Here is a 15,639-nt window from a genome sequence, read left to right as displayed (position 1 = left end):
GGAGACAGATATCGGGCAAGGCGCTATCATGGTAAAGTAGTGATCTTATCATGGTATAATGGCTAACAGGATGAGTGAATTCGTCACCTCCGAAAACCGGCTGGGCGCCTATCTCAAAGGCCGCCGCGCCAAGCTCGACCCCGCCGCCCTCGGTTTTGCCGGGGAGCGTCGCCGCACGCCGGGGCTGCGTCGCGAGGAGGTGGCGAGCCGCGCCAATATCAGCCCCACCTGGTACACCTGGCTGGAGCAGGGGCGCGGCGGGGCGCCGTCATCAGATGTGCTCGAGCGGATCTCGCGGGCGCTGATGCTGACAGATGTCGAGCGCGAGCACCTGTTCCTCATCGGCCTCGGCCGGCCGCCCGAAGTGCGCTACCGCAGACAAGAGGGGGTGACGCCCAGGCTGCAGGGCGTGCTCGATGCGCTGGACCCGAGCCCGGCGCTGATCCGCAACGCCATCTGGGATGTTGTCGCCTGGAATCGCGCGGCGACTGTGCTGCTCACCGATTACGGCGCACTGCCGCCGGAAGAGCGCAACGTGCTGCGCTTCATCTTCCTCGATCCGCGCGGGCGCGCCGCTCAATATGATTGGGAAAGCGTCGCCCGCTTCGTCGTTGCCGCCTTCCGGGTGGACGCGGCTCGCGCCGGTGCGGCCGCCGAGGTCGAGCCCCTGGTCGACGAACTCTGCCGGAAAAGCCCGGAATTCCTGGCCATGTGGCGCGACAACGACGTGCGCACCCACGGTGAGGGCGCCAAACACATCAGGCACCCGATACTCGGGCTGCTCTCCTTCGAATATTCGGCATTTCAGGTGGACGGCCGGCCGGACCTCAGCATGGTGGTGTATAATCCGGCGACGGCGGAGGATGCGGAGAAGATCAGGCGGGTGGTGGGATGAGGATCTATTCGGTTCTTTGTCTGCCTGCTTGAATCTATTCATGGCTATCGCGGCCGGGAATTTTTCACCTATTAGCTGTGCCAACCGATCATATCGCCTCAATCCGGACAAACCTGCCGTCATGCTGTGGACCGACGCGCGCAAGGATTTGAGCCGCGCGGGTGGGGGATTCAATGAGGTCATATCGTGCCGCGGCCTTGGTCGCCGCTTCGGTTTTCATGGTGTTGTCGGCTTCGGCAGCATCTGCCTGTAGTTGCGGACGATCGTCTGCGAAGGAGAAGTTTGCGGAAGCGGACTTGATCGTGAAAGGCCGCATGAAGCTCGTGACCTTTGGCGTCGAGCTACCGGATTCTCCATCCGACCGCGAGCCGCTACGGGTGACGCGCGGCGACTTTGAGGTCGACAAGGTGGTGAAGGGAACCTTCAAGGGCAAAACTCTATCGGTCTATACCGGCGCCGGCATGGGAGACTGCGGACGGTTGAGTGAATTCCTTACGTCAGCGTTTTATTGTCGTGACAAGAAATTCGGCGTGTTCGAATTCGGCTTGTCAAAGCACGAATTTGCCGGCCAGACATTCTATTCTACGTCGATCTGTGAATACGCGAAGGGTCCGAAGGACGGCCAAGAGTAGGCGCGCTGACCGAGATTGCCGTGCTCGGTGCAGACCCGTGACCGGCAGTTATCTCAGCACCTTCACGCTCAGCACGCCTTCTTCCGTCTTTCCTTCTTCGTAGGGCGAGCGGATGACGAGCCGGTCGGTGCCGGTGTAGCCGGGATCGGATGTGTAGTAGCCAACGACGCCGTTAACCTTGACCGTTTCGCATTTCGACACTTTTCCGTCGAGCTTGGGGAAGAGCGGTTCGTGGACGATTTCGAGGCGTCCATGCTTGGGCTGCGCGACGATATTCATGGCGGGGTAGTCGATATGGCGGCAGTCGTCGTCGATGTGCCAGTTCTTGGCTATCAGCGTTCTGACGCCGCTTCTTGCAGGCGCTGAGCGCCGGCACGCCTGCCTCGTCCTTCGAGGCTCTCTCAAGCGGAGACGATTCATCTCGAACGTTGTCTATGATGCCGCAGCGGATGCTCTCTACATCCCAAACAGGTAGACCATCGAAATCTCCGTGTTTGGGATGTCTCGGACATACTCTTCGTCCGACCGGGTTTCAGCCGGTCAGACGTTTAGCCACGATACGGCTGCGGTTATTGCAGCGTGCGCGTCTGGATCTGCTCTGCGGCTGGTTGAGAAGCGGAGGCGGGCACGGCGCCGCCTTCCAGGCCGGTCGCCACGACCGAGACGCGGAACCTGCCGTCAAGGCTGCGGTCGAAGATGGCTCCGACGACGATATCGGCGTCGTCCTGCACCTCGTCGCGAATCCGGCTTGCCGCTTCGTCGACTTCGAACAGCGTCATATCCGAGCCGCCGGAGATCGAGATCAGCACGCCCCTGGCGCCCTTCATCGAAATATCATCGAGAAGCGGGTTGGCAATTGCCGCTTCCGCGGCCTTCATCGCGCGGCTTTCACCGGAGGCTTCGCCAGTGCCCATCATGGCGCGGCCCATGCCGCGCATGACCGATTTCACGTCGGCAAAATCGAGGTTGATCAGGCCTTCCTTGACGATCAGATCGGTGATGCAACCAACGCCGGCATAGAGCACGCGGTCGGCCGTCATGAAGGCATCGGCGAACGTGGTTTTCGCATCGGCGATGCGGAAGAGGTTCTGGTTGGGGATGACGATGACCGTATCGGCGGCCTGGCGAAGCGCCTCGATGCCGATTTCCGCCATTCGCATGCGGCGGTTGCCTTCGAAGGTAAAGGGTTTGGTGACGACGCCGACCGTCAGGATGCCAGCGGCACGCGCGGCGCGGGCGATGACGGGTGCTGCGCCCGTGCCGGTTCCGCCGCCCATGCCGGCGGTGACGAAGCACATGTGCGAGCCGGCCAGGTGATCCATGATCTCATCGATGGATTCTTCAGCCGCCGCATGACCGACCTCCGGCAGGGAGCCGGCGCCGAGACCCTCGGTCACATTGGCGCCGAGCTGGATGCGGCGCGTCGCCTTGGATGTGGCGAGCACCTGAGCATCGGTATTTGCGGCGACGAATTCGACGCCTGCCAGGTTTTCCGCGATCATATTGTTGATCGCATTGCCACCACCACCGCCGACGCCAATCACAGTAATGTGCGGCCGCAGTCCCGAAATGCCGCTCTTGGCGTCCGTCATCGCGCTCTCCTTTGATGCTTCGTTCACGCCACGCCCTCGTTGCGGATAGCGAATCGGCGCACAGGATAGCCGTCCAACAAGGCAGAGGCGAGGCGAAAGACGTCTCGTGGCGACACTCCTGTGATTGCCCCCATCGTCGGGATCGTGGCCATGGCCTTTGGGGATTTCGCTCACGAGCCGCTCGGGCATGAACCAAAGCCGCGCTGCGGTGTTTACAGACATGCTTGTTATTTCCGGTAAAGGAACATTTCCATGCAAAGACTTCTCCTCTCGGGCCTTGCTCTTGCCGCACTGGCCGGCACCGCCTTCGCCCAACAGCCGCCGGCCCCGCCAGCCGCCGAGACTCCGCCTGCCGCGGCCGATCCGGCCTCGCCACCGCCGCCACCGAACCCTTCTGCCTCCGGTGATGACGAGCGGATGACGGTCGAGCCGGATGCGCGGCCAAGCGATCGCCCCGATGACCGGTGGCATAGATCGAGGGGCGACATGGGTTTTCGCTACGATAGGGGCTTCCGCGACGACAGGGGCTTCCGTGGCGATAGGGGCTTCCGTGGTTTCCACGGTCATCGCCCGCCGCCGCCGTCCAAGGCCGCCCATTTCCGGATCGAGGACGGGGACACCCGGATTGATCTGAAATGCGCCGAGGACGAACCGATGAAGGCCTGCGCCGACCTGCTGCTCCAGGTCATGGACCGCCTGCAGGGCCGGGACTGACCTCGGACACCCCGGCATGGCCGAGATGTTGGACGATGATGCGACCGCCCGGGGTTTTCCCGCGGGCGGTTTCGTCTCCTTCGGGAGCATTGACCAGACGCCGATTTGCCTTTAGCTGTGACGCCATGAAAATCGCAATGGTTCTGGCAGTGGTGATCGGGCGCATGGGCAGGATGGTATAACCATCCGGCGAAAGCACCCATGCGCGGTAAGCAGGCTCCTGACGGGGCCTTTTTTTATGCCCTGAATCCGGGCGTGCGCCTCGTCGGACTTTCCAAACATCGTCACGCTGATCAAGGAACGGAACCATGAGATCCCGTCATTCCATCGACACCCCGCGCGCGCAGATGACCGGCGCGGAAATCGTTCTCCAGGCGCTGAGAGACAATGGCGTCAAGCATATATTCGGCTATCCCGGCGCTGCCGTGCTGCCGATCTATGACGAGCTTTTCCAGCAGGAAGACATCAGGCACATTCTGGTTCGCCACGAACAGGGAGCCGGCCATGCCGCGGAGGGCTATGCCCGCTCGACGGGCAAGGTCGGCGTCATGCTGGTGACATCAGGCCCCGGCGTCACCAACGCGATTACGCCCCTTCAGGATGCCCTCTCTGACTCCATCCCGCTCGTCTGCCTGTCCGGCCAGGTGCCGACGACACTGATTGGGTCCGACGCGTTTCAGGAATGCGATACCGTCGGCATCACCCGAGCCTGCACGAAACACAATCGGCTGGTCGGCGATGTCAATGATCTGGCGGCCGCCATCCACGAGGCCTTTCGCATCGCCGGATCAGGCCGGCCCGGGCCCGTTCTGGTCGACATGCCGAAGGACGTGCTGTTTGCCAGCGGAAATTATACACCGCCAGAGGCTGTCGTCCCGAGACCGAGCTGCCAGCCGGACGGCCGCGGCGCCATCAGGGAGATCGAGGCTGCCATCGCTCTGATGGCAACGGCGCGCCGGCCGGTTATCTGCGTCGGCGGCGGCGTCATCAATTCCGGCCCTGAAGCGGTAAAGCTGCTGCACGAACTGGTCGATCTCACCGGCTTTCCCGTCACGGCGACGCTGAAGGGGCTCGGCGCCTATCCGGCGTCCAGTCCGAACTGGCTGAAGATGGCCGGGCTTCACGGTTCCCATGAGGCCAATATGGCAATGCACGACTGCGACCTCGTGCTCTGCATCGGGGCACGCTTCGAAAGCGTGCTTGCCTTCGGCGTCGATGGTTTCTCACCGAATTCCCGGAAGATTCAGATCGATATCGATGCTTCCTCGCTCAACAAGACCGTGCGCGCCGATATCGGTATCCGGGGCGATGCCGCCGGCGTGCTTGCCGAACTCGTTCGTCTCTGGCAGGCGCTGCCGCAGGCGCCGGACCGGGTGAGACTGGCCGGGTGGTGGAGCACGATTGCGGGCTGGCGGGCACGGCGATCGTTTTCCTATGCGATGCGCGACGACGTCATCATGCCGCAATATGCCATCGAGCGGCTTTACGAACTGACGAAGGATCGGGATACCTACATCACGACGGAGGTCGGCCGGCATCAGATATGGGCGGCGCAGCACTACGACTTCGAGCAGCCGAACCGCTGGATGACGTCAGGCGGCCTGGGGACGATGGGATACGGACTGCCCGCCGCCCTCGGCGTGCAGATCGCCAATCCCGGCAGCCTCGTCATCGACATAGCCGGTGATGTCTCCGTGCAGATGACCATGAAGGAAATGTCTGCCGCCGTGCAGCACAATGCGCCGATCAAGATCTTCATTCTCAACGGCGGCGATGAGGGAACGGCTCGGCAGCACGGAAATCCGGATTTCGTCAAACTTGCCGAAGCCTATGGCGGACACGGCATTCGCTGCGAGAGGCCGGCCGAACTCGACGAAGCGATCCTGGAGATGATCGCAGTGAACCGGCCTGTTCTGTTCGACTGCCGCGTCGCTTAAGCCTGCATCCTTTGCCGAGGAGAGGCCGGTGGCCGCCCTCGTCCTTCGAGGCCCCTGCGGGGCACTCAGGATGAGGGCGGAGAGAGGGCGCGGCTTGTGTCGCGGGAAGGTCCTGCGGCGTGCCAACCGCCAGACTCTGCGCGGCATTCATCCTCTGCATCGGCTTGCGCCGTCAGCGGTCATTGCTGCGTCAATGCGATCTCGCTCGTTATCTCCACAGGCGGAAATCGGACACAGTCTGCGGCATCGAAACTCACCGCGAACTGCATCCGGTTTTCGTTTGCCCAGTTGATCGCGATCTCTGATTTTGCCTTCGGCACTTTTGCGGCGACGGTGCAGTGAGGCACCCAGTTGCCGGGCCGATAGTGCTCGTGACAATAGGCGGGGTCGATCTCTTGGTGCAGTGCCGCGTGCAACTGGAAAAGTGCGTTGTCCGCGATCGGTCGGGCCCACAAGACGATGAACTCGTTTTCGAAATAACTGGCACCCGAAAAGCTTACGGTAACGGCCGAATGCCCGCGGAAGACGCGTTCAAGCGCTGCGGCCAACCGATCAGAAGAAAACTCGTCATAAACTGCGAGGGTGAGATGCGGAGGATAATTCAAAGCCCGCATTGAAGCCGTCTCTTCGAATGCCGCGGCTTCGTCCCAGAGTTTGAAAACCGGCGATGCGTCCTCGTTCAGACATTTGAGGCTGATCCCGTAAGGCATGCGCGAGCGTTATCCAGTCTATCCCGGCTGAACCATAGCTTTACATCGTTGCCGATGTCGAGCAGCCGCCTGCGTTGCAGGATATCGAGCGGCTTTGTGTGTTTTCTGCCGCGGGGATTCGCCTATGATGGGGCGCGGCGGAACGATAGGGATGCACGCCATGATCGATCATATCACCATTGCTGTCAGTGACCTTGAAAAGAGCAAGGTGTTCTATGAACGCGCCTTCGACCCTCTTGGCTATCGCCGCGCCTTCGGGAAGGAAGGCGTATTCTGGGCTTTCGATGTCGGTGGCAGCCTGTTCGAAATCCAGCACACCGACGACAAGCCGCCTCTGACCCGTTTGCACGTCGCCTTCCGGGTCCAGAGCAGGGCGGAGGTCGAGGCGTTTTATCGCGCAGCGCTCGAAGCCGGTGCAAGGGACAATGGTGTGCCCGGCCCGCGGCCGGAATATGCCGACAACTATTATGCCTGCTTCGTTCTCGATCCCGACGGATACAATATCGAGGCGATGCTCAATGAGCCGGCGATGGACGCGTGATAACGCGGGCTCTGCGGGGAGGTTTTTCATCGCCCAGGAGGGTTGGCTGGGACGCATGTGCCGCCGCTCGATCCATTGTCAACGCTGATCGAGAATTTCCAATAGCGCGGCGGCACGATCTGGGCCCCGCCCGGCGTCACCGCACGCGGTTATACGCAGGAAGACATGCTCGACGACGTCGTCATCGTCGGCGCCAGCGCTGTCGTTTTGACTGGCTGCGCCGGGCCGGGCGAGGATCGGGAGTGTCTTGCCTCTGCATTTGCCGGCCCGCAGCAGGCGCGCAGAAGTGTGAAGCGACTATTCTTGCGCTCGGCAATATACTTGTGAGATTGTATTGATATACATGCGATACTGCCGATGCAGGCGGCGCGGGGGCTTCGATGACATCCGTGAGGGTCAATGAGCTGATATCGGTGGCGGGGCAGCCCGATGCCGCCGGCTTTGCCGCTTTTGCGGCAGACGGCTTTGCCGGCGTCATCAATGCCCGGCCGGACGGCGAGGAGCCGGGGCAGCCCGGCAATGCGGCGGAAAAGGCGTCCGCTGCCGCCGCGGGGCTCGCCTACGGCTTCGTGCCGGTGAAAGGGGCCGAGATCACCGAGGCCGATATCCGGGCCTTCCAGGCGGCGATGGCCGAGGCGAAGGGACCAGTCGTCGCCCATTGCAAGAGCGGCACACGGGCGCTGACGCTCTATACGCTGGGCGAGGTGCTGGATGGGCGCATGAAGGTCGGGGATGTTCAGGCCTTCGGTCAAAACCTCGGCTTCGATCTTGCCGGCGCACGCCGCTGGCTGGAGAAGCGGGCCGGGCAGGCGGCTGGCGTGACGGCCTTCTTCGAGCCCCGCACCTGCAGTGTGCAATATGTCGTTGCCGACCCGGTGACGAAACGCTGCGCCATCATCGACCCAGTGCTCGATTTCGACGAGATGTCGGGTGCAACGGGGACGGCCAATGCCGACGCCATCCTCGCGCATATCGACAGCGAGGGGCTGACGGTCGAGTGGATCCTCGACACGCATCCGCATGCCGATCATTTCTCCGCCGCGCATTACCTCAAAGGAAAGACCGGCGCGCCGACGGCCATCGGCGTCCATGTCACTGACGTGCAGGTGCTCTGGAAGGAGATCTACAACTGGCCGGCACTCGAAACCGACGGCTCGCAATGGGACCGGTTGTTTGCCGACGGCGACACCTTCGAGATCGGCGGGCTCAAAGCCCGCGTGATGTTCTCGCCCGGCCATACCCTTGCCTCGGTGACCTATGTGATCGGCGACGCCGCCTTCGTGCATGACACCGTGTTCACACCGGATTCCGGCACGGCGCGCACGGATTTTCCCGGCGGCAGCGCCAGCGCCCTCTGGCACTCGATCCAGGCCATCCTGTCGCTGCCCGAGGAGACCCGGCTCTTTTCCGGCCACGACTATCAACCTGGCGGCCGTCACCCGCGCTGGGAAAGCACGATAGCCGCCCAGAAAAGCGGTAATCCGCATATATCAGCCATCGACGAGGCCGGCTTCGTGGCGCTGCGCCAGGCGCGCGACCGCACGCTGCCGAAACCGAAGCTGATGCTGCACGCGCTGCAGGTGAATATTCGGGGAGGCAGATTGCCCGAGCCCGAGGAGAACGGCCGGCGGTATCTGAAGATACCGCTGGATGCGTTGTAGGGACGCAGGGAGCAGCGTTGCGGCGCGTGCTTCGAGGCTCCGCCCTCTCGGGCTGCGCACCTCAGCATGAGGGAGGTCGGAAGATGCCGCGCCCGCGACAGCGGGAACTGAGAAGGCGGCGCCAACGCTTACGAACGCCGTATCCTGAGGAGGCGAGGATGCTCCTTTCAGTCTCCATTTTTCACCCACCCAAACCCCGTCCCCCGCAATAATCATTGACGTCGCCCGGGCAGGCGACGTAACTGGGGGGCGACGGTTCCCTGAAGATGACTCCAAGGGGATTAATAGGGAACACGGTGAGGACGACCCAGTAGGGACCGAGACCGTGGCTGCCCCCGCAACTGTAAGCGGATTGTCGATCATCTCAGCTATGGCCAGCGACCGGCCATCTCTGAAGGGCTTATGGCCTCGCCACTGCGATATATCGCGGGAAGGTGGATGAACCGATGGATATCCGCAAGCCAGGAGACCTGCCGTCAATCACGATCCAATCAACCGGGCGGGGATGCCCGGACAAGGAACAGACATGATTGACCTTCTGAACCTTCGCCGAATTCCGGCATGCATCCGTCTCGATTGGGCCTCCTGCGGTTAGCGCACGTCTCAGCGTGCCTTCGGCCGCGCGTGCGGCATAACCGTGCTTTTTCCCTTCAATCGAGGTTTTTCATGCGTCAGATTCTCGCCACCATGACATTTGCCTTCGGGCTGATCGGCCTTGCGGCACCGAGCCTTGCCGCCACTCAATATCCTTTGACCATCACCAATTGCGGTGAGCAGGTGACGTTCCAGAAGGCCCCGTCGAAGATCGTTTCGATCGGCCAGGGCATGACCGAAATTCTCTTCTCGCTCGGCCTTGCCGACAAGATCGCAGGCACGGCCGTCTGGGTCGGTCCCGTGCTGCCGCAATATGCCGAGGCCAACAGCAAGATAAAGCGTCTCGCCGACAATGATCCGAGCTTCGAATCCGTCGTCGGGCAAGAGCCCGACCTGGTGGCGGCCGAGTTCGAATGGCATGTCGGCGCGCAGGGCTCGGTCGGCAAGCGCGAGCAGTTCGAGGATGTCGGCATCAACACCTATCTCGCGCCGGCCGATTGCGTCGCCAAGGTCAACACCGATGGCGGCGACGGCGTGCGCAGGGAGCTGTTCACGATGGAGTTGATCTATCGTGAAATCGCCGAACTCTCTGAAATTTTCGACGTGAAGGAGCGCGGCGATGCACTGATCTCCGAGCTGAAGAAGCGCGAGGCCGATGCGGTGGCTTCGATATCGGGCGCAGCGGGCAAGAACCTGCCGGTCGTCTTCTGGTTCTCCAGCAAGGAGGCCAATGGCGACGCCTTCATTGCCGGCAAGAACAGCGCGCCTGCCTATATCCTGAAGACGATCGGCGCCAGGAATGTCGTCACCACCGAAGAGGAATGGCCGCTGGTCGGCTGGGAAACCATTTCCGAGGCGAACCCCGCCGTCATCGTGCTCGCCACCATGGACCGGCGCCGCTACGCCGCCGACGATCCCGAGGTGAAGATCGATTTCCTCGAGAAGGATCCCGTCACCAAGGAGCTGGACGCGGTGAAGAACAGGCGCTTCGTGATGATGGACGCGCAATCGATGAACCCGACGATACGCACTATCGACGGCATCGAGACGCTGGCGAAGGGCATCAAGTCCTTCGGCCTGACCCAGTGACGGCAGCAACGGCCAGAGAGCCGGGATGGTGGGCGCTTGCCGCGCTCACCATTGCCGCCTTCCTTCTTCTCGGGCTGATGATCAGCCTTGCCGTTTCGATCGGCGAGATCGCCATTCCGCTGGCGACCACGGCGGAGGCGGTGTCGAACCGGCTGTTCGGCACGGATTTCGAGCTCAGCCGCATCCATCAGGGCATCGTCTGGGATTATCGCCTCAGCCGGGCGCTGGTCGCGGCGAGCGCCGGCGCCTCGCTGTCGCTCTCGGGCGCGATCCTGCAGGCGCTGCTGCGCAATCCGCTGGCCGAACCCTATGTGCTCGGCATTTCCGCCGGGGCTTCGACCGGGGCGGTCTCGGTGATGATCCTCGGCTTCGGCTACGGCGTTCTCGGGCTTTCGGGCGGCGCCTTTCTCGGCGCGGTCGTCGCTTTTCTGCTGGTCGGCTTTCTCGCCACGGGGGCGGGCGGAACCGGCGAGCGCATCATTCTCTGCGGTGTCGCCGGTTCGCAGCTCTTCAATGCGCTCACCTCCTATATCGTCACGACCTCGGCCAATGCCGAGCAGGCGCGCGGCGTGTTGTTCTGGCTGCTGGGCTCGCTCAGCGGCGTGCGCTGGCCGGATGTCTATCTCTCGGTGCCGATCGCGCTTGCCGGTTTCCTCGTCTGCATGGCCCATGTCCGGGCGCTCGATGCCTTCGCCTTCGGCACGGATGCGGCCGCCTCGCTCGGCATTGCCGTGCGCCGCGTTCAGATCCTGCTCTTTGCCCTGACGGCGGCGATGACGGCAAGCGTCGTCAGCATGGTCGGCTCGATCGGCTTCGTCGGCCTGGTCATTCCGCATGCCGCCCGCTTCCTCGTCGGACCGGGCCATCGGCGGCTGCTGCCGGCAACGGCACTCGGCGGCGCGATCTACATGGTCGGCGCCGATATCGTCTCACGCATCATCATCCCGCAGCAGGTCCTGCCGATCGGCGTCGTCACCGCGCTCTTCGGCGCGCCGGCCTTCGCCGTCATCCTCTATCGCGTGCGGAGGAGCGCATGAGCATTACCATCGACGCGGTGAGTTTCGCCGCCGGCGACACGATCATCGTCAACGGGGTCAGCCTGACGGTGGCAAAGGGCAAGGTGCTCGGCCTGCTCGGGCCGAACGGTTCCGGCAAATCGAGCCTGCTCAGGCTGATCTGCCGGCTGCGCAAGGTCCGCAGCGGCGTTATCCGGCTGGGCGAAGACGATATCGCCTCACTGTCGCGCGCAGCCCTTGCGCGGCGCATCGCCTTCGTCGAGCAGCAATCGACGACCGAGACGCAACTGACCGTGCGCGACGTGGTGCGGCTCGGCCGCACGCCGCATCGCGGGCTGCTCTCACCCTGGGGCGCGGAGGACGATGCCGCGGTCGACGAGGCCTTGTTGCGGGTCGCCATGCGAGAGCGGGCGGGTCAGCTCTGGCAGACGCTATCGGGCGGCGAGCGTCAGCGTGTCCATATTGCGCGGTCGCTGGCGCAGGCGCCGGGTGAGCTGCTGCTCGACGAGCCGACCAATCATCTCGATATCCAGCACCAGCTCGACATCCTCCGGCTGATCTCGAAGCTCGGCATCACCTGCATTGTCGCGCTGCACGATCTCAACCTGGCGGCGATGTTCTGCGACAGCCTGGCGGTGCTTCAGAAGGGCGAGGTCGTCGCCGCGGGCGCGCCAGAGGATGTGCTGACGGAGGATATGATCGGCCGGGTTTTCGGCGTTCGCGCCCATGTCCAGAAATCGGCCGTGCATGGCCGGCACCACATCCAATACGTCCTGGATTGAGGAATGGCCTTTTTCCTGGACTGGCGTATGATTTCCGAGGGCGCTTGCGCCCGGTCGAACGGAGTTTCGAGATGCTCGAACGAAATCAGTTTCCCCTGCGCCCAATCGTCCCCGGCTTCGCTGTTGCCTGGGTCGTCATCATTTCAGGCGCGAGCGTCGCTCTCAGCCTGCTTTTTGCCTGCGTCACGCCCTTCGTGGCCCTGGCGGCGGTAGCGGCGGTCATTCTTCCCCGGCGGATGGCGGTGACGGCGGTTCTGCTGGCCTGGCTCGCCAACCAGATGGTCGGGTATGTCGTGCTCGGCTATCCCCAGACTTGGGACAGCTATGCCTGGGGTCTGGCGATCGGCATTGCCGCATTCGCATCCCTGGCCGCAGCGCTCGGCGTGCTTCGTCTTGCGGCCGACCTCACCGTCACTATGGCTGGCGCCTTCATGGCCGGCTTCGTTGCCTATGAAGGCGTGCTCTTTGCCGCAACGGCGCTGCTTCCGTCGGGTGAGGGCGCATTTTCGGCGTCGGTCCTGGCGAATGTCCTGCTGATCAATTCTCTGGCCGCGATCGGGCTTGTCTGCCTCCATGCCAGCGCGGCGGCCAGCCGGGCGCTCGTTGCAAGTCAGCCGGGACCGATGCTGCCTTAGCCTTTGTCTTGATGCACGTCGTCCTGCCAAACCGCTGCGCAGGTTTAGGCTAACCTTCACGGGCCTCTAAGGGTGAGGCGGGTGCGCCAGCGCAAGGAGCAGCGCTGCAGCGTGTCCTTCGGGGCTTCGCCCTGCGGGGCTACGCGCCTCAGGATGAGGGGCGTTGGAGGTTGCCGCGCTCCGGCGCCGAGGGTTTGCTGCTATTCCAGCGCCGCCATCCCTGCCGTCGCCAATGCGCCAAAGTCCAAGAGTCTCTTCCTATAGAGGCTTGTCGTCATATCCACCAACCGCTATCTGGTGCTGACCCAGGCGGACCCGCCAAAAACGACAAGGCCTTTCATGATCCCCGATTTCCTCGTCACCCATTCCGGTGGCTTCCATGCCGATGAATTGCTGTCGAGCGTTATACTGACCCGGCTTTTCCCGCAGGCGCGCATCGTCCGCAGCCGGGCGCCGGAATGGATCACGCCGGGCCAAGACCGGATCATCTACGATGTCGGCGGCGCCTATGACGCTGGTCGCGGCATATTCGATCATCACCAGCGCGGCGCGCCGATGCGCGAAGATGGCCAGCCCTACAGCTCGTTCGGCTTGATCTGGAAGCATTACGGCCGCGATTATCTCGCAGCCTCCGGCCTTCCCGAGGCGCATGTCGAGGTGGTGCATGGTTCCTTCGATGCCGGCTTCGTGCTGCCGATCGATCTGACCGACAATGGCGCGCTCAGCCCCTCGGGGCCGTTGGCGGGTTTGACACTGCCGGCGCTGCTGGAGACTCTGAAACCGGTTTTCGACGAAACGGAACCCGGGGCCGACGATCGCGCCTTCCACGCAGCACTTGCCGTCGCCCGCAGTTTCGTCGAGGCGAGGATCGCCCAGAGTGCCGCAAAATTGCGCGCCGAGGCGATGGTGCACCGGGCAATCGAGGCTGCGGGGCAGGGGCGTGTTCTGGAGTTGCCGCGGGGGATGCCCTTCCGTCCCGCCATCGTCAAGGCGGGCGCCGATCACCTGCTGTTCGTCGTCCACCCGCGCGAAAAGGATTGGTGCGTGACCGGCATCCGCCGCGCCGAGGAAGGCTTCGAACTCAGGGCCGATCTGCCGACAGCCTGGGCCGGTCTTGCCAATGGAGAGCTGGAGACAGTTTGCGGCATAGAGGGCGCAAGCTTCTGCCACAACGGCCGTTTCATCGCCGCCGCCAGGACCCGCGAGGCTGCACTTGCCATGGCCGAGTTGGCGGTTAAGGAGGCGCTTTCGATCGGGGTTTAACGGCCGTTATCCGCGTCGGGTTCACCTGATCTCATCTGCGTTCAGGTGACCCCAACTGTGAGGCGATTGACTTGCATCCGCGAAGGATTAAGCTTCGAGCCATAACAACCACCACCCACACGCGAGAGATAATTGAGGGTGTGAGTGGCTGGCGACCTTGAGGAGGATGAGGTTTGCCATGGATTATCGCGTTGTTCTGCTGATTGGTGCAACTGTGACTGCCCTTTTCCCCGGTTATGCCGGGGCGCAGGAGGGCGACCCGACGGCGGGCGCCACCGTTTTCAAGAAATGCGCGACCTGTCACGTGGCCGATTCCGATACGAATAAGGTCGGTCCGTCGTTGAACAAGCTGTTCGGCCGTAAGGCCGGAACGCATCCCAACTTCGCCTATTCCAGCTCGATGAAGGAAGCTGGCGAGGGCGGTCTCGTGTGGGATGAGGCGACGTTACGAGACTATCTCCACAATCCGAAAGCCAAGGTGAAGGGCACGAAGATGGCCTTTGTCGGCGTGAAGGACGATCAGGAAATCACCGATCTCATCGCCTATCTCAAACAATATTCCCAATGACTGGCAATATTCGCAGTGGCGGGTATTGCCAGTGGTGGCAATACCCCAAATGACGGGTTCGCGGCCGGCGGGGCATGCCTAAATCGCCGTAATTGCCGATATTTTCTATCTGTGCGATAATAAACACAGACTTTTTGCGGAATGCGGTTTCACGGGTCAACCTGCTCGAGGAGGAGCGGAAATGGCTGTCGTGCTGATCCTCGTCCTGATTGTCGTCGGCTCCGTACTGTTCCATGTGCTGAGCCCTTGGTGGTGGACGCCGATCGCGTCCAACTGGACCTATATCGACACTACCCTCGTCATCACTTTCTGGATCACCGGCATCGTCTTCGTGGCGGTCGTTTCGTTCATGGCTTACTGCGTCTACCGCTTCCGGCACAGGCCGGGAAACCGGGCGCATTACGAGCCTGAGAACCGTCGGCTGGAATTGCTGCTCGGAGGGGGAACGGCGCTCGGCGTCGCGGCGATGCTGGCGCCCGGCCTGATCGTGTGGAACCAGTTCATCACGGTCCCTGCCGATGCCGCATCGGTCGAGGTCGTCAGCCAGCAGTGGCTATGGAGCTTCCGCCTGCCGGGTGCTGACGGCAAGCTCGGCCGTGCCGAGACGCGCGACGTCAGCCCCGAAAACCCGCTCGGCCTCGACAAGAACGACGCAAGCGGCCTCGACGACGTCATCATCGAGGGCGGCGAGCTGCATCTGCCGGTGGGCAAGCCGGTGCATATATTGCTGCGCTCCGTCGATGTGCTCCACGATTTCTACGTGCCGGAATTCCGCGCCAAGATGGACATGATCCCCGGCATGATCACCTATTTCTGGTTCACGCCGACACGGACGGGAAGCTTCGAGATCCTCTGCGCCGAACTCTGCGGCGTCGGCCATCCGCAAATGCGCGGCACCGTCGTCGTCGACGATGAGGCCGGCTACCAGACCTGGCTCGGGCAGCAGCAGACATTCACCCAGTTGACGGCGTCATCGGGAGAACTGCCGCCGGCTAATTGAACCGGCGGGG

16 protein-coding genes, 1 pseudogene and 1 riboswitch are annotated in these 15,639 nt (G+C 62.8%); of the genes and pseudogenes, 13 read left to right on the top strand and 4 right to left on the bottom strand.

The genetic code is table 11. The annotated features are described in order from the left end of the window. Positions 1-70 precede the first annotated feature (70 nt). A complete protein-coding gene (locus BBJ66_RS09095; protein WP_071086456.1) occupies positions 71-895 on the top strand; it encodes a helix-turn-helix transcriptional regulator in 825 nt (274 codons plus the stop codon). Between the two features lie 88 nt (positions 896-983). Here the strand turns inward: BBJ66_RS09095 and BBJ66_RS35235 are convergent, their stop codons facing one another. Continuing rightward, complete coding sequence (locus tag BBJ66_RS35235) at positions 984-1,211, bottom strand: hypothetical protein (protein WP_116429616.1); 228 nt, start codon at positions 1,209-1,211, stop codon at positions 984-986. On the opposite strand from BBJ66_RS35235, the gene BBJ66_RS09090 reads away from it, so the two are divergent. Then, positions 1,210-1,527: a hypothetical protein gene (locus BBJ66_RS09090; protein ID WP_116429615.1), complete on the top strand. Its 318-nt coding sequence runs from the start codon at positions 1,210-1,212 to the stop codon at positions 1,525-1,527. The two genes, BBJ66_RS35235 and BBJ66_RS09090, sit on opposite strands and share 2 nt — an antisense overlap. A 48-nt stretch (positions 1,528-1,575) precedes the next feature. Here the strand turns inward: BBJ66_RS09090 and BBJ66_RS09085 are convergent, their stop codons facing one another. Both BBJ66_RS09085 and ftsZ read right to left on the bottom strand, forming a co-directional pair. Continuing rightward, the gene (locus BBJ66_RS09085) at positions 1,576-1,806 is read right to left on the bottom strand and encodes a hypothetical protein (RefSeq protein ID WP_244471345.1); all 231 of its coding nucleotides are present in this window, start codon (positions 1,804-1,806) and stop codon (positions 1,576-1,578) included. Between the two features lie 290 nt (positions 1,807-2,096). Continuing rightward, on the bottom strand, positions 2,097-3,119 hold the full coding sequence (gene ftsZ, locus BBJ66_RS09080) for a cell division protein FtsZ (protein WP_049735122.1): 1,023 nt from the start codon (positions 3,117-3,119) through the stop codon (positions 2,097-2,099). 252 nt (positions 3,120-3,371) lie between these two features. Between ftsZ and BBJ66_RS09075 the strand changes: the two genes are divergently transcribed. Next, on the top strand, positions 3,372-3,833 hold the full coding sequence (locus BBJ66_RS09075; protein ID WP_071086453.1) for a hypothetical protein: 462 nt from the start codon (positions 3,372-3,374) through the stop codon (positions 3,831-3,833). A 347-nt stretch (positions 3,834-4,180) separates the two neighbouring features. Continuing rightward, positions 4,181-5,767 (top strand): annotated as a pseudogene (ilvB, locus tag BBJ66_RS09070) (biosynthetic-type acetolactate synthase large subunit); the annotation flags it as partial. A 182-nt stretch (positions 5,768-5,949) separates the two neighbouring features. On the opposite strand, the gene BBJ66_RS09065 reads toward ilvB, so the two are convergent. Then, entirely contained in the window at positions 5,950-6,480 is a 531-nt protein-coding gene (locus tag BBJ66_RS09065; protein ID WP_071086451.1) for a 2'-5' RNA ligase family protein, read from the bottom strand. Between the two features lie 160 nt (positions 6,481-6,640). Here BBJ66_RS09065 and BBJ66_RS09060 point away from each other — a divergent pair, with 160 nt between their 5' ends. The 9 genes from BBJ66_RS09060 (at position 6,641) to BBJ66_RS09020 (ending at position 15,629) form a co-directional block, all read left to right on the top strand. Then, on the top strand, positions 6,641-7,021 hold the full coding sequence (locus BBJ66_RS09060) for a VOC family protein (protein WP_071086567.1): 381 nt from the start codon (positions 6,641-6,643) through the stop codon (positions 7,019-7,021). A gap of 380 nt (positions 7,022-7,401) precedes the next feature. Continuing rightward, complete coding sequence (gene blh, locus BBJ66_RS09055; protein ID WP_071086450.1) at positions 7,402-8,682, top strand: bifunctional sulfur transferase/dioxygenase Blh; 1,281 nt, start codon at positions 7,402-7,404, stop codon at positions 8,680-8,682. 236 nt (positions 8,683-8,918) lie between these two features. After that, positions 8,919-9,174, top strand: a riboswitch (cobalamin riboswitch). Positions 9,175-9,348: 174 nt separating this feature from the next. Then, positions 9,349-10,365, top strand: coding sequence for an ABC transporter substrate-binding protein (locus BBJ66_RS09050; RefSeq protein ID WP_071086448.1), 1,017 nt, complete (start codon positions 9,349-9,351; stop codon positions 10,363-10,365). After that, entirely contained in the window at positions 10,362-11,402 is a 1,041-nt protein-coding gene (locus BBJ66_RS09045) for a FecCD family ABC transporter permease (protein WP_071086446.1), read from the top strand. Before BBJ66_RS09050 ends, BBJ66_RS09045 begins: the two co-directional genes overlap by 4 nt. Next, positions 11,399-12,163 carry an ABC transporter ATP-binding protein gene (locus BBJ66_RS09040; protein ID WP_049735117.1) on the top strand — a complete coding sequence of 255 codons (765 nt, stop codon included), beginning with the start codon at positions 11,399-11,401 and terminating at the stop codon, positions 12,161-12,163. The genes BBJ66_RS09045 and BBJ66_RS09040 overlap by 4 nt, the downstream gene beginning before the upstream one ends. 71 nt (positions 12,164-12,234) lie before the next feature. After that, positions 12,235-12,798 carry a hypothetical protein gene (locus BBJ66_RS09035; RefSeq protein WP_071086444.1) on the top strand — a complete coding sequence of 188 codons (564 nt, stop codon included), beginning with the start codon at positions 12,235-12,237 and terminating at the stop codon, positions 12,796-12,798. A gap of 339 nt (positions 12,799-13,137) precedes the next feature. Further along, positions 13,138-14,061: an MYG1 family protein gene (locus BBJ66_RS09030; protein WP_071086442.1), complete on the top strand. Its 924-nt coding sequence runs from the start codon at positions 13,138-13,140 to the stop codon at positions 14,059-14,061. Between the two features lie 178 nt (positions 14,062-14,239). Continuing rightward, a complete protein-coding gene (locus tag BBJ66_RS09025) occupies positions 14,240-14,629 on the top strand; it encodes a c-type cytochrome (protein ID WP_065092403.1) in 390 nt (129 codons plus the stop codon). 181 nt (positions 14,630-14,810) lie between these two features. Then, positions 14,811-15,629 carry a cytochrome c oxidase subunit II gene (locus BBJ66_RS09020; RefSeq protein WP_071086440.1) on the top strand — a complete coding sequence of 273 codons (819 nt, stop codon included), beginning with the start codon at positions 14,811-14,813 and terminating at the stop codon, positions 15,627-15,629. The last annotated feature ends 10 nt before the right edge of the window (positions 15,630-15,639 follow it).

It is taken from the genome of Rhizobium sp. RSm-3, assembly GCF_001854685.1.
In the GTDB taxonomy this organism is placed as follows: domain Bacteria; phylum Pseudomonadota; class Alphaproteobacteria; order Rhizobiales; family Rhizobiaceae; genus Rhizobium; species Rhizobium ecuadorense.
This window is presented reverse-complemented; position numbering and strand designations above follow the sequence as displayed.